Source organism: Phenylobacterium sp. (assembly GCF_041920015.1).
GTDB lineage: Bacteria > Pseudomonadota > Alphaproteobacteria > Caulobacterales > Caulobacteraceae > Phenylobacterium.
Window position 1 is genome coordinate 1 of record NZ_JAYRST010000044.1, and the last position, 24,090, is coordinate 24,090.

The 24,090-nt window shown below is 69.3% G+C and carries 24 protein-coding genes; 5 read left to right on the top strand and 19 right to left on the bottom strand.

Features of this window, described 5'->3' with window-relative positions; translation table 11 throughout:
* Positions 1–259: 259 nt before the first annotated feature.
* The 3 genes from ACE3TL_RS10605 to ACE3TL_RS10615 form a co-directional block, all read right to left on the bottom strand.
* Positions 260–1,528 (bottom strand): DNA polymerase IV, encoded by a 1,269-nt coding sequence (locus tag ACE3TL_RS10605; protein ID WP_374578660.1) that lies wholly within the window; start codon positions 1,526–1,528, stop codon positions 260–262.
* Positions 1,525–2,418, bottom strand: coding sequence for an ROK family protein (locus ACE3TL_RS10610; protein ID WP_374578661.1), 894 nt, complete (start codon positions 2,416–2,418; stop codon positions 1,525–1,527). The genes ACE3TL_RS10605 and ACE3TL_RS10610 overlap by 4 nt, the downstream gene beginning before the upstream one ends.
* A gap of 222 nt (positions 2,419–2,640) precedes the next feature.
* Complete coding sequence (locus ACE3TL_RS10615) at positions 2,641–3,258, bottom strand: hypothetical protein (RefSeq protein ID WP_374578680.1); 618 nt, start codon at positions 3,256–3,258, stop codon at positions 2,641–2,643.
* A gap of 162 nt (positions 3,259–3,420) precedes the next feature.
* On the opposite strand from ACE3TL_RS10615, the gene ACE3TL_RS10620 reads away from it, so the two are divergent.
* The 3 genes from ACE3TL_RS10620 to ACE3TL_RS10630 all read left to right on the top strand — a co-directional run bounded on the left by ACE3TL_RS10620 (position 3,421) and on the right by ACE3TL_RS10630 (position 5,586).
* Positions 3,421–3,786: a response regulator gene (locus tag ACE3TL_RS10620; RefSeq protein WP_374532437.1), complete on the top strand. Its 366-nt coding sequence runs from the start codon at positions 3,421–3,423 to the stop codon at positions 3,784–3,786.
* Positions 3,787–3,795: 9 nt separating this feature from the next.
* A complete protein-coding gene (locus ACE3TL_RS10625; protein WP_374578662.1) occupies positions 3,796–5,160 on the top strand; it encodes a PleD family two-component system response regulator in 1,365 nt (454 codons plus the stop codon).
* 81 nt (positions 5,161–5,241) lie between these two features.
* Positions 5,242–5,586 (top strand): hypothetical protein, encoded by a 345-nt coding sequence (locus ACE3TL_RS10630; RefSeq protein WP_374578663.1) that lies wholly within the window; start codon positions 5,242–5,244, stop codon positions 5,584–5,586.
* On the opposite strand, the gene ACE3TL_RS10635 is transcribed toward ACE3TL_RS10630, so the two are convergent.
* The 9 genes from ACE3TL_RS10635 to ACE3TL_RS10675 all read right to left on the bottom strand — a co-directional run bounded on the left by ACE3TL_RS10635 (position 5,583) and on the right by ACE3TL_RS10675 (position 11,600).
* Positions 5,583–5,942: a tRNA-binding protein gene (locus tag ACE3TL_RS10635; RefSeq protein ID WP_374578664.1), complete on the bottom strand. Its 360-nt coding sequence runs from the start codon at positions 5,940–5,942 to the stop codon at positions 5,583–5,585. The genes ACE3TL_RS10630 and ACE3TL_RS10635 overlap by 4 nt on opposite strands.
* Complete coding sequence (locus ACE3TL_RS10640) at positions 5,935–6,876, bottom strand: DMT family transporter (protein WP_374578665.1); 942 nt, start codon at positions 6,874–6,876, stop codon at positions 5,935–5,937. Before ACE3TL_RS10640 ends, ACE3TL_RS10635 begins: the two co-directional genes overlap by 8 nt.
* Before the next feature lie 137 nt (positions 6,877–7,013).
* Positions 7,014–7,181: a 50S ribosomal protein L33 gene (gene rpmG / locus ACE3TL_RS10645; RefSeq protein ID WP_056018215.1), complete on the bottom strand. Its 168-nt coding sequence runs from the start codon at positions 7,179–7,181 to the stop codon at positions 7,014–7,016.
* Between the two features lie 110 nt (positions 7,182–7,291).
* Positions 7,292–8,272, bottom strand: a complete 981-nt coding sequence (locus tag ACE3TL_RS10650; RefSeq protein ID WP_374578666.1) for an FAD:protein FMN transferase — start codon at positions 8,270–8,272, stop codon at positions 7,292–7,294.
* Positions 8,273–8,278: 6 nt separating this feature from the next.
* Entirely contained in the window at positions 8,279–9,094 is an 816-nt protein-coding gene (locus ACE3TL_RS10655) for a DUF4198 domain-containing protein (RefSeq protein WP_374578667.1), read from the bottom strand.
* A gap of 11 nt (positions 9,095–9,105) precedes the next feature.
* A complete protein-coding gene (locus ACE3TL_RS10660; RefSeq protein WP_374578668.1) occupies positions 9,106–9,621 on the bottom strand; it encodes a DUF2271 domain-containing protein in 516 nt (171 codons plus the stop codon).
* Between the two features lie 11 nt (positions 9,622–9,632).
* Positions 9,633–10,310 carry a PepSY-associated TM helix domain-containing protein gene (locus ACE3TL_RS10665; RefSeq protein WP_374578669.1) on the bottom strand — a complete coding sequence of 226 codons (678 nt, stop codon included), beginning with the start codon at positions 10,308–10,310 and terminating at the stop codon, positions 9,633–9,635.
* Positions 10,311–10,403: 93 nt separating this feature from the next.
* The gene (locus ACE3TL_RS10670; RefSeq protein WP_374578670.1) at positions 10,404–11,072 is read right to left on the bottom strand and encodes an NUDIX domain-containing protein; all 669 of its coding nucleotides are present in this window, start codon (positions 11,070–11,072) and stop codon (positions 10,404–10,406) included.
* Between the two features lie 90 nt (positions 11,073–11,162).
* Positions 11,163–11,600, bottom strand: a complete 438-nt coding sequence (locus ACE3TL_RS10675; RefSeq protein ID WP_374578671.1) for an EamA family transporter — start codon at positions 11,598–11,600, stop codon at positions 11,163–11,165.
* 24 nt (positions 11,601–11,624) lie between these two features.
* Between ACE3TL_RS10675 and ACE3TL_RS10680 the strand changes: the two genes are divergently transcribed.
* Entirely contained in the window at positions 11,625–12,308 is a 684-nt protein-coding gene (locus tag ACE3TL_RS10680) for a phosphatase PAP2 family protein (protein ID WP_374578672.1), read from the top strand.
* A gap of 99 nt (positions 12,309–12,407) precedes the next feature.
* The gene (gene ybaL / locus ACE3TL_RS10685) at positions 12,408–14,378 is read left to right on the top strand and encodes a YbaL family putative K(+) efflux transporter (protein ID WP_374578673.1); all 1,971 of its coding nucleotides are present in this window, start codon (positions 12,408–12,410) and stop codon (positions 14,376–14,378) included.
* An 11-nt stretch (positions 14,379–14,389) separates the two neighbouring features.
* Here ybaL and rnr read toward each other — a convergent pair whose 3' ends face one another.
* The 7 genes from rnr to ACE3TL_RS10720 all read right to left on the bottom strand — a co-directional run bounded on the left by rnr (position 14,390) and on the right by ACE3TL_RS10720 (position 24,015).
* A complete protein-coding gene (gene rnr, locus ACE3TL_RS10690; protein ID WP_374578674.1) occupies positions 14,390–16,696 on the bottom strand; it encodes a ribonuclease R in 2,307 nt (768 codons plus the stop codon).
* 34 nt (positions 16,697–16,730) lie between these two features.
* Positions 16,731–19,397, bottom strand: coding sequence for a type I DNA topoisomerase (gene topA, locus ACE3TL_RS10695; protein WP_374578675.1), 2,667 nt, complete (start codon positions 19,395–19,397; stop codon positions 16,731–16,733).
* 106 nt (positions 19,398–19,503) lie between these two features.
* Positions 19,504–20,598 carry a DNA-processing protein DprA gene (gene dprA / locus ACE3TL_RS10700; protein WP_374578676.1) on the bottom strand — a complete coding sequence of 365 codons (1,095 nt, stop codon included), beginning with the start codon at positions 20,596–20,598 and terminating at the stop codon, positions 19,504–19,506.
* Positions 20,595–21,239 (bottom strand): glycerol-3-phosphate 1-O-acyltransferase PlsY, encoded by a 645-nt coding sequence (plsY, locus tag ACE3TL_RS10705; RefSeq protein WP_374578677.1) that lies wholly within the window; start codon positions 21,237–21,239, stop codon positions 20,595–20,597. The genes dprA and plsY overlap by 4 nt, the downstream gene beginning before the upstream one ends.
* 90 nt (positions 21,240–21,329) lie before the next feature.
* Positions 21,330–21,662 (bottom strand): GFA family protein, encoded by a 333-nt coding sequence (locus tag ACE3TL_RS10710; protein ID WP_374578678.1) that lies wholly within the window; start codon positions 21,660–21,662, stop codon positions 21,330–21,332.
* Between the two features lie 71 nt (positions 21,663–21,733).
* Positions 21,734–23,038: a dihydroorotase gene (gene pyrC / locus ACE3TL_RS10715; protein WP_374578679.1), complete on the bottom strand. Its 1,305-nt coding sequence runs from the start codon at positions 23,036–23,038 to the stop codon at positions 21,734–21,736.
* Positions 23,038–24,015 (bottom strand): aspartate carbamoyltransferase catalytic subunit, encoded by a 978-nt coding sequence (locus ACE3TL_RS10720; RefSeq protein WP_374578681.1) that lies wholly within the window; start codon positions 24,013–24,015, stop codon positions 23,038–23,040. The genes pyrC and ACE3TL_RS10720 overlap by 1 nt, the downstream gene beginning before the upstream one ends.
* Positions 24,016–24,090: the final 75 nt, after the last annotated feature.

Sequence of the window (24,090 nt, forward strand, 5' to 3'; positions counted from 1 at the left end):
AGGATGAGCACGCGATACATCGACGGCTTCTGCGTCTTCGGCTTGGTCTGAGTGATGACCGCCGAGCGGACGCCCGTATCTTGATCACCTTGCTTTCGCTCGGCCATCGCACAGGTCTCCTGAGGGCGAACGCCCTCCGCTACTAAGGATTAGATATGGAAAAGGATGCGGTATGGAAGGGTTGAAATGCCGCTGGGTCGTCCCAACTGCGTCATCCGCGTGTTTTTGTCACGTCCGACGTTAGGGAACGCAGCGTTGCTCAATCGTCAGGCGTGCGTTTCGCGCCCAGCGCACGCCCCGAAGTGACGGTGCCCGGTCCGAATCGCGCCCTCAGCCTGTCCACCGTCTGTTCTTCGGTCAGCGCCCTGCGCTCGGCGCCGGCGAAGAGATCATGTTCCACGCTGCTCGCGTCAAGCAGTTCGGCCAGTCCCACTCCGATCAGCCGCCATGGTCGCCCGTCGGCCTCCCTGGCCAGCAGCTCGCGCGTCACGGCGAACAGGGTCTTGGCCGTCTGGGTCGGGACGGGCAGGGCGCGGCGACGGGTGACGATCTTGAAGTCGGTGCGCCGCAGCTTCAGCGTCACCACGCGCCCGGCGATCCCGCCGGCCCGCGCTTGCCGGGCCACGCGCTCGCACAACGGGGCGAGCTTGTCTTCCAGGTCGGCGAGGGCGGAGAGATCCTCGTTGAAGGTGGTCTCGGCGCTGATGCCCTTGCGCTCCTCGTTGGGATTGACCTTCCGGGCGTCGCGGCCGTGGGCCAGGCCGTGCAGCCGCATCCCCTGCGCGCCGAACCGCGCAACCAGCATTTTCAGGTCGGCGCGGGCGATGTCGCCCACCTTCGAGAAGCCCGCGCCTTCCAGGGACTTCACCATGGCGGGGCCGACGCCTGGAATGATCCCCACCGGTCTGCCGGCCAGGAAAGCCTGGGCTTCTCCCGCGCCGATCACGGAAAAGCCGCGAGGCTTGTCGAGGTCCGAAGCGATCTTGGCGAGGAACTTGTTGGACGCCAGGCCGATGGAGACGGTGATCCCGATCTCGGCCTCGATCCTGGCCTGCAGCCGCATCAGGGTTTCGGCCGGCGGAGCGCCGTGCAGCCGCTCGGTGCCCGACAGGTCCATCCAGGCCTCGTCCAGCGACAGCGGCTGGACCAGGGGCGTCAGGTCGCGGATCATCTCCATGATCCTGCGGCTCTCGGCGCGGTACTTGGCGAAGTCGGGCTTGAGGATCACCGCCTGGGGGCAGAGCTGGCGCGCCTTGAACATCGGCATCGCCGAGCGAACGCCGCTGATCCGGGCGATGTAGCAGCAGGTGGTCACCACCCCGCGCTTGCCGCCGCCGACGATCAGCGCCTGGTCGCGCAACTCCGGCCGGTCGCGCTTCTCGACCGAGGCGTAGAAGGCGTCGCAGTCCATATGGGCGATGGCGAGGCTTTCCAGTTCGGCGTGCGAGACGATCCGCGGCGATCCGCAGGCCGGGCACCGGCGCTCGAACGCGCCGCGCCGGAAGCAGTCGCGGCAGATCGCGCTCACGGTTCCAGCGGCCACAGCCAGGCCGCGCCGCGCACACCCGATGAATCCCCGTGCATCGCCGGCCGCACCGGCGTTTCGAACACGTCGGAGAACACCAGGGGCGCAATGGCGGCCGGCAGGCGCGCATAAAGCTCTCCGACGTTGGACATGCCGCCGCCCAGCACGATGACGTCGGGGTCCAGCACGTCGCAGACCACGGCCAGGCCTCGCGCCAGCCGGTCGACATAGCGGTCGAGCGCCGCCGTCGAGGCGCGCTCGCCGTTGCGCGCGGCAGCGATGATCTGTTCGCCCGAAAGCCCGCCGCCATGGTCCCTGGAGAAGCCCGGGCCTGAGACCCACAGTTCCATACAGCCCCTGCGCCCGCACCAGCAGGCAGGCCCCGGATGCTCGGCCAAGGTCGGCCAGGGCAGGGGCATGTGCCCCCACTCGCCGGCGAAGCCGTTACGGCCTTCCAGGATGCGCTGCCCAACCGTGACGCCCGCGCCGCAGCCCGTCCCCAGGATCAGCGCCAGCACCACCTCGGCGTCCGCGCCCGCCCCGTCGACGGCTTCCGAAAGAGCCAGGCAATTGGCGTCGTTCGCATAGCGCACCGGCCGCTCCAGCGCTTGCGCCAGATCGGCGGGGAACGGGCGGCCGTTGAGTTCGGTGGAGTTGGCGTTGCGCATCAGGCCGCCAGCGGGAGAAGGCGAGCCGGGGCCGCCCACGCCGATCCGGGCCGCCCGCATGCCGGCCTGCCGCTCGGCCTCCAGCACCGCTTCGCGCGTCGCCTCCAGCCCGGCCCGGTATTCCCGCGGCGAAGGGCGGCGCACGCGCGCGACGAAACGGCCCTCGGCGTCCAGCGCCGCCGCCTCGATCTTGGTGCCGCCGAAGTCCACGCCGATCCTGATCATCGGGTCATGGTTTGTTCCGTTTCGCGCTCCAGTTCAACGCTCGGCGCATGAGGCGGTGGCGAAGATCGTCGTTTAGGGCTCGTATTCGTACATGATGGCCAGGTTTGCGGTCGCGCCGCCGGCGTCATGGAAGCCGCGACCTTCAACATTGTCGGGTTCGGTCAGCACCCAGGCGGTTCGGCAACCGAACGCCCGGCCCCAGGCGATGAAGCGCAGGCTCCTTCATCGCAGCACCGCCGTTTCGATCGCCTCGCGCAGCTCGTCCCAGTCGTCGATGCGCCTGTGGCGGTCGGGGGCGGCCGGCGCCAGGGGCTGCAGGCGCGGATCGGCCACCATCTGGAACCGGTTGACCGCCGGCGCACGCTCGGCCACCGAGTCCAGGTTCGAGATCAGATCGTCCACGAAGGCCGCAGGCCCGCCGACCTGCGCGACCAGGCCAGCCGCGATAGGTCCCTTGGGCCCGGAGTTCAGCACCAACGGATAGTCGAGGCCGTGACGGCCCAGCCACCGCGCCCGCGCCAGGCGCCCTGCGCCCGGTGCATTGGTCAGGATCACCACGTTGGCCCGGCGCGACAGGGTCCTCAGCGCCTGGGCCCCGCCCGGCGCCGGCTCCATGTCGCCGCAGCCCAGGCGGAAGAAGTCGTCGAAATGCGCCTTGCCTTCCTCGACGGCCAGATGCTGGTCCTCGCCAGGCCGGTAGATGTTCTGGAACAGGGCGAAGCGGTCGACGCGAAACTCCAGGCCGCGGCCTTCGAGGAATCGCCCGAACCCCCGCATGAACAGCCCCAGCACCTCGTCCACGTCGACCAGCACCAGCGGACGGGTCGGATCCACGCCCATATCCGACAGAACGGGCGCTCTCGGCGGTGGCGACGGAACGGTGGAGACGGCCAACGGGACCTCCGGTCTGGGCTAACGCGAGTTTAAGGATATCCGTGGGATTAACGATCCAAAGGTGGGGTCGGCGGCGGATCGCGGGCTCGAAGCATCATCGAGACGAAAATGACCAAGAAGGTCCTCATCGTCGAGGATAACGAGCTGAACATGAAGCTGTTTCATGATCTGCTCGACGCCCAGGGCTACGAGACCCTGCAGACCCGCGAGGGACTGCAAGCCCTGGCGCTTGCGCGCGAACATCGTCCCGATCTCATCCTGATGGATATTCAGCTCCCGGAGATTTCCGGCCTGGAGGTCACCAAGTGGCTGAAGGAGGACGACGAGCTGGCGGCGATTCCCGTCGTGGCGGTGACCGCCTTCGCCATGAAGGGCGATGAGGAACGCATCCGCGAGGGCGGCTGCGAGGCCTACATCTCGAAACCCATTTCAGTGTCGCACTTTCTCGATACGATAAGGCGTCTGTTGAGTTAGTCCCCAGCCATGTCCGCGCGCATCCTCGTCGTCGATGACATTGAAGCCAATGTCCGCCTGCTCGAAGCCAAGCTGACGGCCGAGTATTACGAGGTGCTGACCGCCAGCGACGGGCCGACCGCCCTGGCCATCGCCGCCCAGGAAAAGCCGGACATCGTGCTGCTCGACGTGATGATGCCCGGCATGGACGGGTTCCAGGTCTGCCGCCGGCTGAAGGACGACCCGGAGACGCGCCACGTGCCGGTGGTGCTGGTCACCGCCCTCGACGGCCGCGCCGATCGCATCGCCGGCCTGGAGGCAGGCGCCGACGAATTCCTCACCAAGCCCATCGACGACGTCATGCTGTTCGCCCGGGTGCGCAGCCTGACCCGGCTGAAGATGGTCATAGACGAACTGCGCACGCGCGAGGCGTCGGGCCGTCGGATCGGCGTCATCGCTGGCGCGGCCTCGCGCCTGGGCGGGACCGGCGGCCGAGTGCTGATCGTCGATGATCACGAGCGCCAGGCCCAGCGGGTGGCCACAGAGCTCGCCATCGAACACCGCCCGGTGGTCGAGGGCGACGCCGAAAAGGCGCTGATGACCGCCAAGGGGCCGGTCGATCTCATCATCGTCAACGCCACCTCGCGCAGCTTCGATGGCCTGCGGTTCGCCGCCCAGCTTCGCTCGGACGAGGCGACGCGCCACCTGCCGGTGCTGGCCATCGTCGACTTCGACGAACGGGCGCGGTTGGTGAAGGCGCTGGAGATCGGCGTCAACGACATCCTGCCCAAGCCGATCGACCCGCAGGAGCTGGCCGCCCGCGCCCGGACCCAGATCCGCCGCAAGCGCTACACCGACTATCTGCGCGACAACCTAGACCACTCGCTGGAACTGGCCGTCACCGACCAGCTCACCGGCCTGCACAATCGCCGCTACATGGTCGGCCAGCTCGAGGCGCTGGTGCGCCGCGCCTCGCACGGCGGCGACCAGGTCGCCTGCCTGCTGATCGACATCGACCACTTCAAGAAGATCAACGACGGCTACGGCCACGATGTCGGCGACGAGGTGCTGCGCGAATTCGCCGTGCGCCTGGCCTCCAACGTCCGCGCCGTCGACCTGCCGTGCCGCTATGGCGGCGAGGAGTTCGTCGTGGTCATGCCCGACACCAGGCTCGAGGACGCTGAACGCATCGCCGAGCGGATTCGCCTGCACGTCGCCGGCTCTCCCTTCCGCGTGAAGCGCGGCGCCGAACTGCTCAGCGTCACCATTTCGGTGGGGGTGGCCGCCACCCTGGGGGCCGGGGACAAGCCCGAAGCCCTGCTCAAGCGCGCCGACGAAGGCGTCTACGAGGCCAAGGCCCAAGGCCGCAACAAGGTCGTCTCCCGCGCGGCCTGACGGCTTTCCAACCCTCAGGGACGAGTCCAAGCTGCCCCCCGGTTCGTCGGGGGGAAAGCGATGCTCAAGATATCAGCATGGATGGCGGTTCTGTTCGGCCTGGCCCTGGCCGTGCTGGAGGCCGTGCGCAACTGGGGCGACTGGCAATGGTGGCCGTTCTGGGTCGTGGACTACGTGGCGGCCGGCCTGCTGGTGGTAGGCGGGGCCATCGTGCTGCGCGGCGGCTCGCGGCATTGGCTCGGCGCCGGCTGGGGCTTTGCCTGCGCCATGTTCTGGATGTCGTTCTTCGGCCACCTGGAAGGGGTGCTGCAGGGCGGCGTCACGCTGCGCGAGTCGCGCCTGACGCAGATCATCGGCGCGATGTTCGCGATCACCGTCGCCGGCCTGATCTTCTCGCTGCTCGGGCGCCAGCGGCCCAGGTTCTAGCCTAGGCGGGCGCCGTCGGGGACTTCGCTGTCCGGCGCAGCCAGCACGATCCGTCCTTCGGCGTCCGGGAAGCCCAGCACCAGCACCTCGGAGCGCACCGGCCCGATCTGACGCGGCGGGAAATTGACCACCGCCATCACCTTGCGGCCGACCAGCTCTTCCAGGGTGTAGAGGTCGGTGATCTGGGCCGAGCTTTTCTTGACCCCGATGGTCGGGCCGAAGTCGATGGTCAGGCGATAGGCGGGCTTGCGCGCCTCGGGGAACGGTTCGGCGGTCTGCACCGTGCCGGCGCGGATGTCGACGCTGGCGAACACGTCATAGACGATCTCAGGCGAGGCTGGAGCGATCTCAGGCATGGGTAAACTCCGGCTTGCGGTGGGCGGAGACGCAGGTCAGCACACTGGCCAGCATCAAGGCGATGGCGGCGGCTTCGGCCAGGGTCGGCGCGCGCGCCTCCCACAGGAAGCCGTAGGTGAGGGCGAACAGGGTTTCGAAGACGATCATCTGTCCGACCAGGGTCATGGGCAGCAGGCGGCTGGCGTGGTTCCAAAGGGCGTTGCCGACGATCGAGGCGAAGAGCGCCACACCGGCCGAGACCGCTAGAAAACGCGCCCAGGCCGGCGCGTCGTGAACGCCGGTCACCACGACGGCGGCGAGGAGAGCAAGGACGACCGCCTGAGCGCCGGTGGCGACGCCGGTCAGCAGGCTCCAGTCCCCCGCCGAGATATGGTCGAGCTTCGCCAGCCAGCGCCCGTTCAACACGGCATAGGCGGTCCAGCTCGCCAGGGCGCCGGTGGCGCAGAGCAGGCCTAGCGCCGCCTGCGGATGCGCGCCGTCTGCGGCGCTGCGCAGCGACTGCCAGCCGATGCAGGCCACGGCCGCAGCCCCCAGGACCAGCGACGGCGCCAGCTTGCGCAGCCGCACCGCGCCATGGTCGAAGGCCCCGATCGTCGTCACCATCACCGGCAGGAAGCCGATGACCACCGAGGTCATGGCCACGCCGCCCATCTGCACCCCGCCCGCCAGCAGCACGTAATAGAGGGTGTTGCCGAGCAGGCTGAGGCCGCTAAGCGCCAGCCATTCCCGGCGGCCGAGATGGGCCAGCACGCTGCGCCAGCGCGGCGCCAGCAGGGCTACGGCGAAGGCCCCGTAGGCCAGGTAGCGCCCGGCGGCCAGCTCCAGCGGCGAGAAGTCGGAAGCCAGTTCCGGCGCCAGAAACACCAGCCCCCAGAAGGCCCCGGCCAGCAGGCCGCAGCCGACGCCCAGCCAGATGTTCCGATGCGAGGTCATGCTGGTCCGCCGGAACTGCGGACGCCGGAAGCTGGGGGAGTGAGCTGCGCCATGGCCTCATCATAGCGGTGCGCAATGAAAAACGCCCGGCCATGGCGGGCCGGGCGTTCAGACAGACTGGAGAGTCTGCGGAAGACCTATTTGATCTTGCCTTCCTTGAATTCCACATGCTTCCGCACGACCGGGTCGTACTTCATCATGACCAGCTTTTCGGTCTTGGTGCGGGCGTTCTTCTTGGTGACGTAGAAGTAGCCGGTGTCCGCCGACGAGTTCAGGCGGATCTTGATGGAAGCGGGCTTCGCCATGATCGGTCCTCGGGGCCGGGCGAGCCGGCAGGTGTTCTAAAGAGCCGCGGACAATACGAATCCGCGTTCCAAAGTCAATGCGGCCTTGGGAAAAACCTTCGATGGCGCGCTCAGTCGATCATCGCGGCCAGCCGCGGGCTCAGGAACTCGCCGTCTTCAAGCAGGAAATAGGCGGCCAGGCCATGGGCCTGTGCGAAAACCGGCCCCTCCACCGGGCCCAGCACGCCCAGCACGGTGCAGAGGGCGTCTGCGTCGATGCAGGTCCGGTCCAGCACCGTCACCGCCCGCAGGCCGTGGCGGACGGGGGCGCCGGTCCTTGGGTCGAGCGTGTGGGCGTAGCGCCGCCCTGCGTGGGTGAAGCTGCGGCGATAGTCGCCGGATGTCGCAATGGAAAGCCCGTACAGGGCGACGCGGATCGGGCCGCCGGGCAGGGGCGTTTCGGGCGGCGCCTCGATATCGGCCCACCAGGGCTGACCGTCAGGTTTCACGCCCTGGCCCCGCAGTTCGCCGCCGATCTCGACCAGGTGGTGCGGCAAGCCGAGCTGGGTGAGGGCCCGCGACGCCTCGTCGACCGCGAACCCCTTTGCGATGCCGGAAAAGTCGAGGGAGAGGCCGCCCGGCTGGTAGGCCCGCGTCCCGTCCACCGCCAGCCGGTCCCAGCCGCAGGCGTTCAAGGCCTTGTCGAGGTCGGGCTTGGAGGGGGGCGTCGCGACCGCGCCAGCGGGGCCGAATCCCCACAGGTCCACCAGCCGTCCGGCGGTGGGGTCGAAGGCGCCCCCGCTCAGCTCGGCCCAATGCAGGCTGCGGGTCAGCACGTGGGCGAAGGCGGCGGGCATGTCGATCCAGCCGCCGGCTGGCAGGGCGTTGAAGCGGCTGATGTCGGAGGCCGGCTCCCAGGTGCTCATCTGGCCGACGATGCGGTTCAGCAGCCCCTGCACCTGCGCCTGGACGCCGTCGGTGTCGAACCCTTCGGGAACGGCGGCCTTCACGGTCCAGGCGACGCCCATGGTCGGACCGCCGAAGCTGGCCAGGACGCCGCCGGGCGGCCTTGCGGCCTCCGGCGACAGGTCCAGCGGGACGGCGATCCGCATTCGGCCCTAGTCGGGCAGGACTTCCAGGGTCGTCACGTAGGAGGCGCTACGCTCGGCGTTGGGGATCGTGCTGGTCCCGCCCCGCACGCCCGCTTCCAGCCAGTACATGCCCGCCGACGGCCAATTGATGGTGAAGGCGCCAGTCGCGTCGGTCTTCACCTTCAACTCGGCGGCCTTGGCGTAGCGGCTGCCGCCTTGCACCACCTCGACCTCGACGTTCGCCGCCGGCTTGCCGTCCAGCACCAGCTTGAAGGTCGCCGGTTCGCTGGCCACCAGGTCGTTCGGATGGGTGACCGGCTCCAGCTCCAGGCCGCGGCCGGTCGGCTTCAGGGCTTCCTTGGTCGGGGCGCCGCGGGTGGCGAAGGTTTCGACCCGGCGCGCGTTTTCCATGATCTTGACCTCGGTGGCCTCCTTCGGGATCGCCGTGGCCAGTTCGGCGGCGCTGCCGCGCCAGCGCTTGACCTCGCCGCCCAGCTTGTAGGAGGCGCTGGCGCCTTCGCCAGTGTTGACGATCTTGTAGGTGCCGGGCTGGGAAAGCTGCACGTCGAAGGTGCTGCGATACTTGCCGGTCGCCGGGTTCTTGATCTCGCCCTTCGAGCCGTCGGGGTTGATGACGGTGATCGCATCGGTGCGCATCGGCACGTGGTCGAAATAGAACAGGTCGTTGGAGACGGCCGCGTCGACCGAGATCCAGGGATCAGCGCCCGACAGCACGGTGGCCGAGGGCAGCAGCCATTGGCGGTGGGCGCTGGCCGCCGCCGGAATGGCGAGGGCGGCGATGACGGAGACGGCGGCGAGCGCGCCGCGGCGGGCGAAGGTCATGGTGGGCATCCTTACGGCTTGACGGTGACGCTCATGGCGCCGAGTTCGCTGGTTCCCTTGGCGGAGGAGGTGGCGCGCGCCTTGGGCGGCCATTGGAACGGTGCGCGCAGCACCTCCGTCCCACCGACCTCGCGGGCGGCCTCGACGACAAGGTTGTATTGGCCGGCGGGCAGGTTCCCCAGCGGCGCGGCGCCGCCCTTGAACACCACCTGATGCTTGCCCGGCGCGCGGGTGGCGCCGCTGACGCCGTCGGCGGGAAGGGTCATGTCGCGGCCGGCCCGGCGCCACCACTGGCGCATGTCCTTCAGCCACTTCTCGCCTTCCTGGTTCTTCATCTTGACGTCGTACCAGACCGCCAGGGTCTTCACGGCGGCCTTGTCCTGGGTCTCGATCCAGACGGCGACATAGGGGCGATGGTACTCGGCCACCGTCAGGCGCGGGATCTCGAGGCTCAGCTCCAGGTCCGCCGCCAGTGCGGGGCTCGCCATCAGCCCGGTGAAAGCGGCGGTGTAGATCGGCAGGCGCATGGGCTCTCCGGTCAGTGAATGAACAAAAGGACGAGGATCAGCGGCACGACCAAGCCCAGCCCGACCAGCGGCCAGGTGATCTTCCGAGCGTGCGAATGCAGTTGCAGCAACACCAGCCCGGTGGCGCAGAACACCACGCAGCCGATGGCGAAGATGTCGAGGAACAGGCTCCAGGCCAGGCCCGCATTGCGGCCTTTGTGGAGGTCGTTGAGATAGGCCAGCAGGCCGCGGTCGGTATTTTCGTGGACCACCTCGCCGGTTTCGGCGTCGAAGGTCACCCAGCCGTCGCCGCCGGGCCGGGGCAGGGCGACATAGCCCTCGGCGTCGGTCCACTCGACGGCCGCGCCCTTCGGGGCCTTGGCGTCAACTTCCTTGGCCAGCCAGGCGCGGATATCGTCGGGCAGGGCGCCTTGCTTGGCCTGGGCGGCCTTGGCCACGGCGATCAGCTCGGGCGGCAACTGGCCTTCGACCTCGACCGTCTGCGGCTTGGCCTCGATGGCGCCGGCATGGTTCAGGGTAATGCCGGTGATGGCGAACAGCAGCATGCCGATCAGGCAGACGGCCGCGCTGATCCAGTGCCACTGGACCATCTGGCGCATCAGCGCCGCGCGGCGCTGGGCCTTGCGCTTGGCGCGCGCCTTTGCCTCGTCGATGGCCGGTTTGGCGTTGACGAGTTCCGATACCGACAAGACGACAGGTTCCTGCTTTGGATGCGACTGTCTCGCACTAGCAAGGGCGGCCTGTGGGCGCAAGCTCAGTTGAGAACAATTCTCATCTGAAATCTAAAGCTCGCTGACCCGCGGCGGCCCGGCGCGGAAGCGCATGAAGGGGCGTGGACGGGTCGGGTCCTCCAACCGCTGGATCGCCTCGTCGATCACCATGCGGGTCACGCTGGGCAGGGGCAGGGCCAGGGCCTCGTCGAAATCGACCCAGGCGATCTCCTCCAGTTCCCCGCAGTCGGGCTTGCGCTCCAGGCTGACCAGCCGCTCGGCGTCGGCCATCAGGAACCAGGTGTCGAATCGCTTGGCCAGCATCGGCGGCGTCACGGCCCGCGCCACGATCTCCAGCCCCTCCAGGTCGGGGGCGACGCCCTGGGCGACAAAATCACGCCAGGGACCGCTGGTCCGCCGCGCTGGCGCGTCCTTCGCCAGCAACAGGCCCGCTTCCTCCCAGGTCTCGCGAATGGCGGTCAGGGCCAGGGCGCGCCCGCGCGCCGCAGGGATGTGGGCCTCGAACTTGGCGGCGATCTCAGGCTTCAGGTCCGTGGCGAACGGCGCGCGGAAGTCGCTGCGGTCGATCCGCCCGCCGGGGAACACCCACAGGTTCGGCATGAAGTCGTGGCCGCTGTTGCGCTTGCCCATCAGCACCTGCGGCGTCTTGCGGTCGCGGCGCACGATGATCAGGGTCGCCGCATTGCGGGGTTTCACGGCCCGGGCGCCGGGCTTGCGCATGGGCGCGCCCTCTGGCGCGCGTCTCGTCTCGGTCATGGTCATGAAACAACTGTATGAGCCTGAGCGAGTCCTGCAAACGGCGACGTAGCGTCACCCGCGCCAGGCGACCAGCACCGCGCCCGCCGCGATCAGCGCCACGCCGGCCCAGTTGGTCCCCGACAGCCGCTCGCCCAGGAACAGCGCGCCGAACACCGCCACCAGCACCACGCTCAGCTTGTCCAGCGGCGCCACGCGCGCGGCGTCCCCCAGCTTCAGCGCCCGGAAATAGCAGAGCCAAGAGGCCCCCGTGGCCAGGCCCGACAGCACCAGGAAGAGATAGGTGCGCCCGCCCACCGCGCCGGGCGCCTGCCACTGGCCGGTCGCCGTGACGATCAGGGCCGCGACGCCCAGTATGACCACTGTACGGATCAAGGTGGCGTAGTCGGAGTTGATGTTGTCCACTCCAACCTTGGCGAACACGGCGGTCAGGGCCGCGAACCCCGCCGACATCAGGGCCCAGACCTGCCAGGACGACATCATGGTTTTCATTTCGCGCTCCGTGCTTCGCCGTCGATGATCGAACGCCTGAAATCGCTGCTGGGCAAGCTCGAGACCCGCACCCTCGTCCTGCTGCTGGCCCTGGCCGGCGCGCCATGGCTGTTCCTGGCGGTTGCGGACGAGGTGGTCGAGGGCGAGACGGCGGCCGTCGACCGCGCCCTGCTGCTGGCCCTGCGTACGCCGGGCCGGCCGGACGACCCGCTGGGGCCCCGATGGCTGGAGGAGGCGATGCGCGACCTCACCGCCCTGGGCGGTTTCACCGTCCTCACCCTGGCGACGATCGTGGCGACCCTGCTGCTGGTCTTCCACAGGCGCCGGCGGGAAGCGGCGGTCTTCGCGGCCACCGTCGTCCTCGCGCAGATATCGGCCAACTGGCTCAAGACCTTCTACGGCCGCGAGCGGCCCGATCTCGTGGCGCACGGCGGCTATGTCTATTCCCACAGCTTCCCGTCCGGCCATTCGGCCATGGCCGCAGCCGTATTCCTGACCTTGGCTACGGTCGTCGCCAGCGTCGAGCCGCGCCGGCGGACCAAGGCGCTGATCTACGCCCTGGCGGTCGGGCTTGTCGTCGCCGTGGGCGTCAGCCGCGTCTATCTCGGGGTCCACTGGCCGACCGACGTGCTGGGCGGTTGGGCGCTCGGAACCGGCTGGGCGCTGGTCGGCTGGCTGGTCCTGTCGCTGGGCCGGCGGGCGCGATGACGCCGATGTGTCCGGCCCGCGCGATCATTTCCGGTTGATCTGACGCCCTCTCGCCGCAATTTCGGAGGTGGGAACCCACGAAACTGCTGACGGAGGCACATGCCCCACCATACCCCGTTGATCGCCACCATCGTCGCCGGCCTCGTGGCCGCCTTCGCCTTTGGCGCGCTCGCCCAGCGCCTGAGGCTTTCTCCGTTGGTAGGCTACCTGCTGGCGGGCGTGCTCGTCGGGCCGTTCACGCCCGGCTATGTCGCCGACCAGAAGATCGCCAACGAACTGGCGGAGATCGGCGTCATCCTGCTGATGTTCGGGGTCGGGCTGCACTTCTCGGTCAAGGATCTGATGGCCGTGCGCAAGGTCGCCGTGCCCGGCGCGCTCGCCCAGATGGCGGTCGCCACCGTGCTCGGCATCGGCCTGTCTTCGCTGCTCGGCTGGCCGCTGATCTCGGGCCTGGTCTTCGGTCTGGCCCTCTCGGTCGCCTCGACGGTGGTGCTGCTGCGCGCGCTGCAGGATCGGCGGTTGATCCAGACCGAGCGGGGCAAGATCGCCGTCGGCTGGCTGATCGTCGAGGACCTGGCCATGGTCCTCACCCTCGTGTTGCTGCCGGCCCTGGCTGGCGCCATGAAGGCCGGGGAGGGGGCGAGCGATCCCCTGACCGCCTGGGGCGTGCCTCTGGGCCTGACCGTGCTGAAGGTCGGCGGTTTCGTGGCCTTCATGATGATCGTGGCGCGCCGGGCCGTGCCCTGGGTCCTGCACTACGTCGCCCATACCGGTTCGCGCGAGCTGTTCCGTCTGGCCGTTTTCGCCATCGCGCTCGGCATCGCCTTCGGGGCGGCCATGCTGTTCGGCGTCTCGTTCGCGCTGGGCGCCTTCTTCGCCGGCATGATCCTGGCCGATTCCGAGCTCAGCCACCGGGCGGCGGAGGAAACCCTGCCGCTGCGCGACGCCTTCGCGGTGTTGTTCTTCGTGTCGGTGGGGATGCTGTTCAATCCCTTCGTGGTGCTGGCCCACCCGCTGACGGTGCTGGCGGTCCTGGCCATCGTCATCATCGGCAAGTCGCTGGCCGCCTATGGCATCCTCAAGCTGTTCCGGCGCTCGGACACCACGGCGATCACCGTCGCCGCCAGCCTGGCGCAGATCGGCGAATTCTCGTTCATCCTCGTGGGGCTGGGCGTCGATCTTCAGATCCTGCCGCGCGAGGGGCGCGACCTGATCCTGGCGGGGGCGATCATCTCGATCATGCTGAACCCGCTGATCTTCGCCCTGGCCACGCGCCAGCCGAAGGCGGCCGCCGAACCGGCGCCGGCCCGTCCCGTCGACCAGGCGCCCGAGCCAGCCAACGACCTCCTGCCCACGGCGCTGTCCGAGCACGCGGTCCTGGTGGGCTACGGCCAGGTGGGCCAGGCCCTGGCCGTCGGCCTGCGCGAGCGCGGCCACGCCTTCGTGTTGGTCGAGTCCGAGCCGGAGTTCGCCGCCAAGGCGGCCGAGCGGGGATATGAGGTCATTGTCGGTTCGGCCGTGGAGCTTCGCGTCCTGAAGGCCGCAGGTGTCGCCCGCGCCTCGCGGATGTACGTGGCGATCGCCGACGGCTTCGAGTGCGGCGGCGTGGTCGACCATGCCCGCAAGGCCGCGCCGAACCTCACGATCATCGCCCGCGCCCATTCGGAGGAGGAGGCTGCGCACCTCATCGCCCACGGCGCCGACCGGATCGTGATGGGCGAGGCCGAGATCGCGCGCGGCATGCTCGACTCCGAACCGACGGTTGCGCCCGATGTGGCCGAACAGGCGGCCGAGACCGTCGCCGTCGCTTTCGTGACCAGCGAGTCCGATCAGATCCTCGATGATGCTGAACGGGCGGTTCTGGCGGCTCTGCGCGCCTTCGATATCTGGCCGGGCGAGGCGATTTCCTGGCCGGCGATCCGCGACGCCGCCCTCCAGCGCGGCTTCGAGGGCGAGCGCCTAGACGCGGCGTCCCACAGCCTGAGGCGCAAGGATCTCATCCGCGACCTCGATGACGAGCGCATCACCCTGACCCGTCCAGGCTTCCTCGCCGCCCCCCAAGCCGCCTGACGTCAGGAGCTTTACCGCCGTTTTCCGCGCTTCGCCGGCGCCTTGCCGGCCCCGCCGCCGCGCTTGGGGCCGCGGAATTCGGTGCGGGCCCGCATGCCCAGGCGCGGCCGCGGCGCGGTCGGGTCGGCGGGGAGGGGTTCGCTCAGCATCTCGAACAGCAGGCCGCCGGTGATGGGCGTCGCTTCCTTCAACTCCACCTGGACCCGCATGCCCAGCGGCCAGCGCCGGCCGGTCCGCTCGCCGACCAGGGCGTGGGCCTTGTCGTCGTGGACGAAGTATTCTCCACCGAGGCTGGAGACCGGCACGAGGCCGTCGGCGCCGGTCTCGTCCAGCCGGATGAAGAGGCCGAATCGCGTGACGCCCGTGATCCGGCCGGCGAACTCCGCGCCCACCCGGTCGGCCAGGAAGGCGGCGACATAGCGGTCGGTCGCATCGCGCTCGGCGGCCATGGAGCGGCGCTCGGCGCTGGTGATCTGCTCGGCCGTGTCCTTCATGGTGGCGATGTCGCGGTCGCTCAAGCCGTCGTCGCCCAGGCCCAGCGCCCGGATCAGCCCCCGGTGCACGATCAGGTCGGCATAGCGCCGGATCGGCGAAGTGAAATGGGCGTAGCGGTCGAGGTTCAGCCCGAAGTGGCCGATATTGTCGGTGGCGTAGAAGGCCTGCATCTGGGTGCGCAGGACCACCTCGTTGACGATCTCGGAGTGCGGTCCCTCGCGCGTCTGTTCCAGCAGTCGGTTGAAGCGGTCGGTGCGCGGCGCCTCGCCCTTGTTCCAGGCGACGCCGATGGTCTGGAGGAACTCGGTCAGCGATTGCAGCTTCTCCAACCCTGGTGCGTCGTGGACGCGGTAGATCAGCGGGCTCTTCTTCTGCTCCAGGGTCTCGGCGGCGCTGACGTTCGCCTGGATCATCATCTCCTCGATCAGGCGGTGCGCCTCCAGCGAGGCGCGCGGCGTGATCGAGACCACCTCGCCCTCGGGATTGAGGACGATCTTGCGCTCCTGGCTTTCGATGGCCAGCGGCGCGCGGGCCTTGCGGCCCTTCAGCATCACCTCGTAGGCCGCCCACAGGGGCTTCAAGATCGGCTCCAGCAGCGGATTGGTCTGGTCGTCGGGAAAGCCGTCGATGGCCCGCTGGGCCTGATCGTAGGAGAGCTTGGCCGCCGAGCGCATCAGGCCGCGCATGAACCGGTGCGAGCGCTTGCGCCCGTCCTTGCCGAACACCATGCGCACAGCGATGCAGGCTCGGTTCTCGCCCTGGCGCAGCGAGCAGAGGCCCGCCGACAGCCGCTCGGGCAGCATCGGCTCCACCCGGTCGGGGAAATAGGTCGAGTTGCCCTTCTCCCGCGCCTCGCGGTCCAGGGCCGAGCCCGGGCGGACATAAGCGGCGACATCGGCGATGGCGACCCAGACGATCCAGCCGCCCTCGTTCTTCGGGTCGGTGTCGGGCTGGGCGAAGACCGCGTCGTCGTGGTCGCGCGCGTCCGGCGGGTCGATGGTGACCAGCGGCACGTCGCGCAGGTCCTCGCGGCCCTTCAGGCTCGGCTCCTGCGCGTCCTGCGCCTCGGCTTCGGCCGCCTGGGAGAAACCGGTGGGAACGCCATGGCTGTAGATGGCGATCAGCGAGGCCGCCCGCGGCTGGTCCTCGCGGCCGACCACTTCGAGCACCTTGCCGCGTTTGGGGCCATAGCGCGCCTCGGCGGTGACCTGGGCCAGCACCAGGTCGCCGTCCTCCAGGTTTGCGGCTTCGGCGGGGACCAGGGTCAGGCTCTCCTTGGAGCGCCTGTCGACGGGTTCGACGCGGACCTGCCGGTTGACCTTGCGGATCACGCCGAGAATGCGGTGGGCGCTCTGGCCCAGCCGCTTGATCATGCGCGCCTCGGGCTCGCCGCTCTCCAGGGTCTCGAAGCGGACCAGCAGCCGGTCGCCCAGGCCAGGTGCGCCGCCCACCGCCTCGCGCCGGTCGGGCGCCAGCCGCACCAGCGGCGCATCCTCTCCCTTGGTCAGCCTGACCAGCAGTTCGCCGTCCGGGTCGCGCTCGACCACGTCGACGACGCCGACGGCGGGCAGGGCGCCGGCCTCAGAAAAGCCCTTGCGGCCGCGCCGGCCCAGCGCACCCTCGGCCTCCAGCGCCTTGATCATGTCGCGCAGAGCGCGGCGGTCGTTTCCCTTCAGGCCGAAGGCCTTGGCCATGTCGGCCTTATCGGTCTCGCCCGCCTCGCGGATGAACTTCAGCAGCGTCTCGCGATCGGGCAACCCCTGGGGCGGGCGGGCCGGCTTGGCGCTGAAACGGGCGGTCTTCGGAATGCGGGCTTTGGCCATTCGCCTCTTCTAGCCCAGGAATCGCGGCCTCGCCCTATTCCTCGTCCCAGGGCGGGGCGCTGTCGGCGTCGACCGGCTCGGCGGCCTTCTTGGCGGCCGGCTTCTTGGCCGCTGGTTTCTTCGCCGCCGGTTTCTTCGCTGTAGCCTTCTTGGCCGGCGCCTTCTCGGCCTTGGGCTTGGCCGCGGCCTTGGCCGGCTTCTTCTTGCCGCCGCCCTTGGCCTCGCGTTCGGCCAGCAGGGCGACTGCTTCTCCCAAGGTGACGTCCTGCGGGTCCTTGCCCTTGGGGATATTGGCGTTGGTCGAGCCGTGCTTGATGTAGGGCCCATAGCGTCCGGCCAGCACCTTCACCGGCGCGCCGTCGCCCGGGTGCGCGCCCAGGTCCTTGAGCGCCGCAGCCTCGCCCCGCCCCGGACGGCCGCCGCCGGCCCGCTTTTCGGCCAGCAGGGCGACCGCGCGGTTGAGGCCGACCTCGAACACCTCGTCCACGTTCGGCAGGTTGGCGTAGGTGCCGTTGTGCAGGACGAAGGGGCCGAACCGGCCGATGCCGGCGCTGATCGGCTGGTTGTCCTCGGGATGCAGACCCACCTCGCGCGGCAGCCGCAGCAGGCGCAGCGCCTTCTCCAGGTCCATGGCCGCCGCCGACCAACCCTTGGGCAGGCTCGACCGTTTCGGCTTGTCGCCTTCGCCGAGCTGGACATAGGGGCCGAAGCGACCTGCCTTGAGGAACACGGTCAGGCCGCTGACCGGATCGATTCCCAGCTCGCGGTCGCCGCTCTCCTGGGCCGCCTCGTCGTCCGATTGGGCGAGCTGGCGGGTGAACCGGCATTCGGGATAGTTCGAGCAGCCGATGAAGGCCCCGAACTTCCCCGTCTTCAGCGAGAGCCGGCCGACGCCGCAGGTCGGGCAGGCGCGGGGATCCGAGCCGTCTTCCTTGGCGGGGAAGATGTGCGGGCCCAGCGCCTCGTTCAGCGCGTCGAGCACATTGGTGACGCGCAACTCGGCGATCTCGCCGACCGCGGCGTGGAAGTCCTGCCAGAACTCGCGCAGCAGCGCCTTCCAGTCCATGTCCCCGGCCGAGACCAGGTCGAGCTTCTCCTCCAGCGCTGCGGTGAAGTCGTACTCCACGTAGCGCGAGAAGAACTGCTCCAGGAACGCCGTGACCAGCCGGCCCTTGTCCTCGGGCACGAAGCGGTTCTTGTCCATGCGGACATATTCGCGGTCGCGCAGGACGGTGAGGATCGAAGCGTAGGTCGAGGGCCGCCCGATCCCCAGCTCCTCCATCTTCTTGACCAGGCTGGCTTCGGAATAGCGCGGCGGCGGTTCGGTGAAGTGCTGATCGGCGCGCGCCTCGATCACCCGGGCCGAAGCGCCCTCGGCGACCTGCGGCAGGCGACCGCCTTCCTCGTCGTCGGCGTCGTCGCGGCCTTCCTCGTAGACGGCGAGATAGCCGTCGAACAGCACCACCTGGCCGGTGGCGCGCAGGCCGGTCTTCCCGTCCTGGCTCTCCAGCTCGATGGTGGTGCGCTCGATCCGCGCGGCCTCCATCTGCGAGGCGATCATGCGCTTCCAGATCAGCTCGTAGAGCCGGCCAAGGTCGCCTTCCAGCCGCAGCGAGCCGGGGTTGCGGGCCAGGCTGGTCGGACGGATGGCCTCGTGCGCCTCCTGGGCGTTCTTGGCCTTGGTCTTGTAGATGCGGGCGCTCTCGGGGACGTAGTCCTTGCCGTAGACGGCGCCGATGACCATCCGCGCTTCGTCCAGCGCTTCGGGCGCGGCCTGGACGCCGTCGGTCCGCATATAGGTGATCAGGCCGACGGTCTCGCCGCCGATGTCGACGCCCTCGTAGAGCTTCTGGGCCGCCTGCATGGTGCGCTGGGCCGAGAAGCCCAGCTTGCGCGCGGCCTCCTGTTGCAGGGTCGAGGTGGTGAAGGGCGGCGGCGGCGAGCGGCGGCCGGGCTTCTTCTCGACGGAGGCGACCTTGAAGGTCGCGGCCTGAACTGCGGCCTTGGCGGCGTTGGCGCCGGCCTCGTTCGCCAGGTCGAACTTGGAGAGCCGCTTGCCCTCGTGCTTGACCAGGCGCGCCAGGAACGGCTCGGCCCCGGCCGAGACGTCGGCCTCGACGGTCCAGTATTCCTGGGTCTTGAAGCGCTCGATCTCCAGCTCGCGGTCGACGACCAGGCGCAGGGCTACCGATTGCACGCGGCCGGCCGAGCGCGAGCCCGGCAGCTTGCGCCACAGCACCGGCGAGAGGGTGAAGCCGACCAGATAGTCGAGGGCGCGGCGGGCCAGATAGGCCTCGACCAGCTCCATGTCGATCTGGCGCGGCGACTTCATCGCCTCGGTGACGGCGGACTTGGTGATGGCGTTGAACACCACCCGCTCGACCTTCTTGTCCTTCAGGACCCGCTTCTTCTGCAGGACCTCCAGCACGTGCCAGGAGATCGCCTCGCCCTCGCGGTCGGGGTCGGTGGCCAGGATGATGCGGTCGGACTTCTTGGCCGCCTCGGCGATGTCGCTCAGCCGCTTGGCGGCCTTAGCGTCGACATCCCAGGACATGGCGAAGTCCTCGTCGGGCTTCACCGACCCGTCCTTGGCCGGCAGGTCGCGCACGTGGCCGTAGGACGCCAGGACTGTGAAGTCCGAGCCGAGGTACTTGTTGATGGTCTTGGCCTTGGCCGGGCTCTCGACGACGAGGAGGTTCATGATCGCTCTATATGGGGCGTCCGGATAGGACGCATCTGGGCCGATCGCCCGGAAATCAAGGGCGCGAAAGGTGAGGGCGGCGCCTAGGCGCTGTCAACTGGGGGCGTCAGAGACTTGAGACAAGTCCGCCGGGCGAGAGTTCGGCGCGGCCGGCCAGGGCGAGTTCGGTCAGGGCGGCCATGACGATCGGCGTCGGCGCCCCAGCGGCGCGCACCAGTTCGTCGCGGGAGACGGGAGCAGGCGAGAGCAGGGCGGCGACCTTTTCGCGCACGGCGTCGATCTCGCGATCCGTCGCCGGCGGCGGGGCGAAGGCGCGCTCGGGCTCGCGGAAACCACCGACGCCATCCAGGGCGCGCAGCACGTCTTCGACGCCCTCGCAGAGCGCCGCTCCCTGGCGGATCAGGTCGTTGGCGCCGCGGGCGCGCGGGTCCAGCGGCGATCCGGGCACGGCCAGCACCTCGCGCCCCTGTTCGGCCGCCAGCCGCGCGGTGATCAGCGAGCCGGAGCGCAGTTCGGCCTCGACCACCACCACCGCGCGCGACAGGCCCGAGATGATGCGATTGCGGCGCGGAAAGTCCTTGGCGGTCGCCGTGCGGCCGGGCGCGTTCTCGGAGACGACGCAGCCTTTCGCAACGATGCGCTCGTAAAGATCGCGGTGTTCGTGCGGATAGACGTCGTCGATCCCGCCGCCCAGCACGGCGACCGTCCCGGTCGGCAGGGCCCCTTCGTGCGCCGCGCCGTCGACGCCGCGCGCCATGCCGGAGGTCACCACATGGCCGGCCGCGCCCAGGTCGGCGGCCAGGCCGCGGGCGAATCTCTGGCCGCCGGCCGAGGCGACCCGCGCCCCGACGATGGCGACGGCGGGCCGATGCAGCAGGGAGATCTCGCCACGCGCCCACAGCACCGGCGGCGGTGGATCGACGGCGGCCAGGGTGGCGGGATAGTCCGCCTCGCAGGCGCAGAGCAGCCGTGCGCCGAGCGCTTCGCCGGCCTGCATCTCGCGCTGGACATCGTCCAGCGAGGGGACGCCCAACGGCGAGATGCGTCCGCCCCGCCGGGCGAGGTCGGGCAGGGCGGCGAGCGCGATGGAGGCCTCGCCATAGCGGGCGATCAATTGGGCGAAGGCGACCGGGCCGACATTTTCGGTGCGCGCCAGGCGCAGCCAGTCGCGGCGGGCGGCTTCCGTCAGCGTGCGGATCACGACGCCTCGTTCTTCTTGGCTCCGATCCTGGGCTCCTCGCCCTTGAGCAGCCGTCCGATATTGTCCTTGTGGCGGATGTAGATCAGCACGGCCATGAACAGCGCCATGACCGCAATGGGATAGGGGCGATCGAGCAGCAAGACGTAGACCGGCGCCAGGGCGACGGCCGTGAGCGCGGCCAGTGACGAGATGCGGAACAGGAAGGCCATGACGATCCAGGTCGCTCCGGCGGCCATTCCGACCGGCCAGGCCGCGGCCAGTAGGGTGCCGAAGAAGGTCGCCACCCCCTTGCCGCCCTTGAACTTCAGCCAGACCGGGAACAGGTGGCCGAGGAACGAGGCGCCGCCCGCCAGCGCGGTCAGTTGCGCCTGGGCCGCCGAGCCCGCCTGCCGCGTCAGCCACCAGGCGACGAACACCGCCAGGGCCCCCTTGCCGCCGTCGCCCAGCAGGGTGAGGAGGGCCAGGTCCTTGCGACCGGTGCGCAGCACGTTGGTCGCGCCGATATTGCCCGAGCCGATGTTGCGCACATCGCCGGCTCCGCCCAACCGGGTGGCGATCACCCCGAACGGAATGGAGCCGAGCAGATAGCCGCCGACGACGGCCAGAGCGATCAGAACAGGGCTAAGCGAGTCGGTCGGCATGTTTCCCCCCCAAGGTCCGGCGTCAGTCGTAGCGCCGCGGCCGGCCCGCGTCATCCATCGAGCCGAAGGCCTCTCCACCCGTGGGCGCGGTCACATCGAAGCGCCGTCGACGGCCCGGACGGGCACGCTGCCCACATCGAAATCCCTCAGGGTGCGGGCGTTGACTGCGTACATCCCCGGGCCATGTCCGAAGGTGGAGACCCCGCAGGTCTTGCAGAACTGGTGGCCGATCTTGTGGGTGTTGAAGCGGTACTCGGTGAGCGCAGCCTCGTCGGTCTTCAGCCGGAAGTCGGCCTCCGGCACGAACCAGAGCAGATAGCCCTTGGGCTTGCAGATCGAGCAGTTGCACTCGACGAGTTGCTCGATCTCGCCATCGGCCTCGAACGCCACCGCACCGCATTGGCAGCCGCCATGATAGGTCATGATCGTTCCCTTTTTGTTCGGACCATCGATAACCCCTGGCGGACCTGGGTTCAACCGCGAGTTTCCCTGACCTAGGCCTGATAGACCACGCGCCCGTCCACCAGGGTCATGCGCACTTCGCCGAACAGCCGCCGCCCGTCGAACGGGGAGTTGCGGGACTTGGATCGGAGCTTGTCGAGGTCGACGACCATGGGGGCGTTCAGGTCGCAGAGCACCAGGTCCGCAGGGGCGCCTTTCGCCAGGCGGCCGGCGGGCAGGCCCAGTAGCTCGGCAGGACGGCTGGTCACAGTGCGCATCAGGTCGATCAGCGGAATGCGGTCCTGGAACGAGAGCAAGGCGGACAGCAGGGTCTGCAGGCCGACCGCGCCGGGGGCTGCCTCGTCGAAGGGCAGGCGCTTGTCCTCGGCGGGGGCCGGGGCGTGGGCCGATACGACAATGTCGATCAGGCCGCTGGCCAGGGCTTCGATGGTCGCCTGGCGGTCGTCCTCGCTGCGCACTGGCGGATCGAACTTCAGGAAGGTGCGATAGTCGCCGATATCCACCTCGTTGAACGACAGGTGGTTGATCGAGGTGGTGGCGGTCACCGGCAGGCCCTTGGCCTTGCCGCGCGCCAGGCTCTCCAGGGCTGCGGCGGTGGTGATCTGGTCGACCAGGAACGGCGCGCCGGTCAACTCGACCAGGGCCAGGTCGCGTTCCAGCATGATCTTCTCGGCGATGGCCGGAACGCCCGGAAGGCCCATGCGTCCGGCGAACTCGCCCTCGGTCGCCGCCGCACCCGTCGACAGCCACGGATCGGCCGGACGGTGGGCCACCAGGGTGTTGAAGCTCCTAGCGTAGCTGAGGACCCGCCGCAGCACCTTGGAGTCGATGATCGGGCGGTCGGCGTCGGTGACATAGACGCAGCCGGCCTCGCGCATCAGGCCGATCTCGGCCATGCGTTCGCCCTTGGCGCCCTTGGTGGCGGCGCCGGCCGGATAGACGTGCACCAGTTCGATGTCGCGCGTGCGGCGCAGCAGGAAGTCGACCACCGCCGGCTCGTCGACCACCGGATTGGTGTCCGGTTGCAGTACGATGGAGGTGACGCCGCCGGCTGCGGCGGCCAGGGCGGCGGACTTCAGCGTCTCCTTGGGCTCGGAGCCGGGCTCGCCGGTCTTGACCCGCAGGTCGACCAGGCCCGGCGCCAGCATCGCGCCCCTGGCGTCGATCACCTCGATGTCGCCCGACAGCGGCCCGAGATCGCCGCCTTGGGCGACGTCGGCGATTCGTCCGTCCCGGACCAACAGGGCGCCGGGGCCGTCCCAGCCGCTGGCCGGATCGACGAGGCGGGCGTTCACGAAGGCGGTCGGGCGTTGGGTCATGGCAGGCGAGGCGCTCATCAGTCGTTGTTCAGCCGCGCGGCCAGCGAGGCGAGCACCGCCATGCGGGCGGCCACGCCCATCTCCACCTGATCCTGGATCAGCGAGACGGCGAGATCGTCGGCGACCTCGGAATCGATCTCCACGCCACGGTTCATCGGGCCGGGATGCATCACCCGCACGTGCGCGGCGGCGTGGCCCAGCTTCTCGCGGTCGAGGCCGTAGAAACGGAAATATTCGCGTTGCGAGGGGGCCATGACCCCGTCCATCCGCTCGAGTTGCAGGCGCAGCATCATCACCACGTCGCAGCCCTCGATGCCCTTGCGCATGTCGTGGTGGATGGCCGCGCCCCAGCGGTCGGCGGCCGCCGGCATCAGGGTCGGCGGGCCGACCAGGCGGACCTCGGCGCCCATCATCTGCAAGAGGCCGACGTTCGAGCGGGCGACGCGGCTGTGCAGGATGTCGCCGCAGATGGCGACCTTCAACCCGGCGATACGGCCGAAGGCGCGGCGCATGGACAGCATGTCCAGCAGGGCCTGGGTCGGGTGTTCGTGCTGGCCGTCGCCGGCGTTGACCACCGAGCAGGTGACCTTCTGCGCCAGCAGCGAAGCGGCCCCCGACGAGGCGTGCCGCACCACCAGCAGGTCGGGCTGCATGGCGTTCAGCGTCACGGCCGTGTCGATCAGGGTCTCGCCCTTGGAGATCGACGAGGAGCGCGGGCTCATGTTCACCACGTCGGCGCCCAGCCGCTTGCCGGCCAGCTCGAACGAGCTTTGCGTGCGGGTCGAGTTCTCGAAGAACAGGTTCATCAGCGTGCGACCCTTGAGCAGGTCGAGCTTCTTCGAGGTCTGGCGGTTGAGCGAGACGAAGCTGTCGGCCAGGTCCAGCAGCCCGGCCACCTCGACCGGGTTGAGGTCCAGCACGGACAGGAAGTGGCGCTTCGGGAAGGGGAAGGTCCTGCCGAGGACGTCGTTCAGGCCGGTAGGGGGCGTATTCATTAAAGCGCCCTCATAGGCGAGGCCGGTACGGGCGCCAAGGGTCGTTCGCAGGGCGGTCGCGATGCGCGGTGGATT

Bases quoted from the DNA above. Each gene is read 5' to 3' on its own strand.
- ACE3TL_RS10610 (WP_374578661.1), bottom strand. From the start codon at position 2,418: ATGATCAGGATCGGCGTGGACTTCGGCGGCACCAAGATCGAGGCGGCG.
- ACE3TL_RS10615 (WP_374578680.1), bottom strand. From the start codon at position 3,258: ATGGGCGTGGATCCGACCCGTCCGCTGGTGCTGGTCGACGTGGACGAG.
- ACE3TL_RS10620 (WP_374532437.1), top strand. From the start codon at position 3,421: ATGACCAAGAAGGTCCTCATCGTCGAGGATAACGAGCTGAACATGAAG.
- ACE3TL_RS10625 (WP_374578662.1), top strand. From the start codon at position 3,796: ATGTCCGCGCGCATCCTCGTCGTCGATGACATTGAAGCCAATGTCCGC.
- ACE3TL_RS10630 (WP_374578663.1), top strand. From the start codon at position 5,242: ATGGCGGTTCTGTTCGGCCTGGCCCTGGCCGTGCTGGAGGCCGTGCGC.
- ACE3TL_RS10635 (WP_374578664.1), bottom strand. From the start codon at position 5,942: ATGCCTGAGATCGCTCCAGCCTCGCCTGAGATCGTCTATGACGTGTTC.
- ACE3TL_RS10640 (WP_374578665.1), bottom strand. From the start codon at position 6,876: ATGACCTCGCATCGGAACATCTGGCTGGGCGTCGGCTGCGGCCTGCTG.
- rpmG (WP_056018215.1), bottom strand. From the start codon at position 7,181: ATGGCGAAGCCCGCTTCCATCAAGATCCGCCTGAACTCGTCGGCGGAC.
- ACE3TL_RS10650 (WP_374578666.1), bottom strand. From the start codon at position 8,272: ATGCGGATCGCCGTCCCGCTGGACCTGTCGCCGGAGGCCGCAAGGCCG.
- ACE3TL_RS10655 (WP_374578667.1), bottom strand. From the start codon at position 9,094: ATGACCTTCGCCCGCCGCGGCGCGCTCGCCGCCGTCTCCGTCATCGCC.
- ACE3TL_RS10660 (WP_374578668.1), bottom strand. From the start codon at position 9,621: ATGCGCCTGCCGATCTACACCGCCGCTTTCACCGGGCTGATGGCGAGC.
- ACE3TL_RS10670 (WP_374578670.1), bottom strand. From the start codon at position 11,072: ATGCGCAAGCCCGGCGCCCGGGCCGTGAAACCCCGCAATGCGGCGACC.
- ACE3TL_RS10675 (WP_374578671.1), bottom strand. From the start codon at position 11,600: ATGAAAACCATGATGTCGTCCTGGCAGGTCTGGGCCCTGATGTCGGCG.
- ACE3TL_RS10680 (WP_374578672.1), top strand. From the start codon at position 11,625: ATGATCGAACGCCTGAAATCGCTGCTGGGCAAGCTCGAGACCCGCACC.
- ybaL (WP_374578673.1), top strand. From the start codon at position 12,408: ATGCCCCACCATACCCCGTTGATCGCCACCATCGTCGCCGGCCTCGTG.
- rnr (WP_374578674.1), bottom strand. From the start codon at position 16,696: ATGGCCAAAGCCCGCATTCCGAAGACCGCCCGTTTCAGCGCCAAGCCG.
- topA (WP_374578675.1), bottom strand. From the start codon at position 19,397: ATGAACCTCCTCGTCGTCGAGAGCCCGGCCAAGGCCAAGACCATCAAC.
- plsY (WP_374578677.1), bottom strand. From the start codon at position 21,239: ATGCCGACCGACTCGCTTAGCCCTGTTCTGATCGCTCTGGCCGTCGTC.
- ACE3TL_RS10710 (WP_374578678.1), bottom strand. From the start codon at position 21,662: ATGACCTATCATGGCGGCTGCCAATGCGGTGCGGTGGCGTTCGAGGCC.
- pyrC (WP_374578679.1), bottom strand. From the start codon at position 23,038: ATGAGCGCCTCGCCTGCCATGACCCAACGCCCGACCGCCTTCGTGAAC.
- ACE3TL_RS10720 (WP_374578681.1), bottom strand. From the start codon at position 24,015: ATGAATACGCCCCCTACCGGCCTGAACGACGTCCTCGGCAGGACCTTC.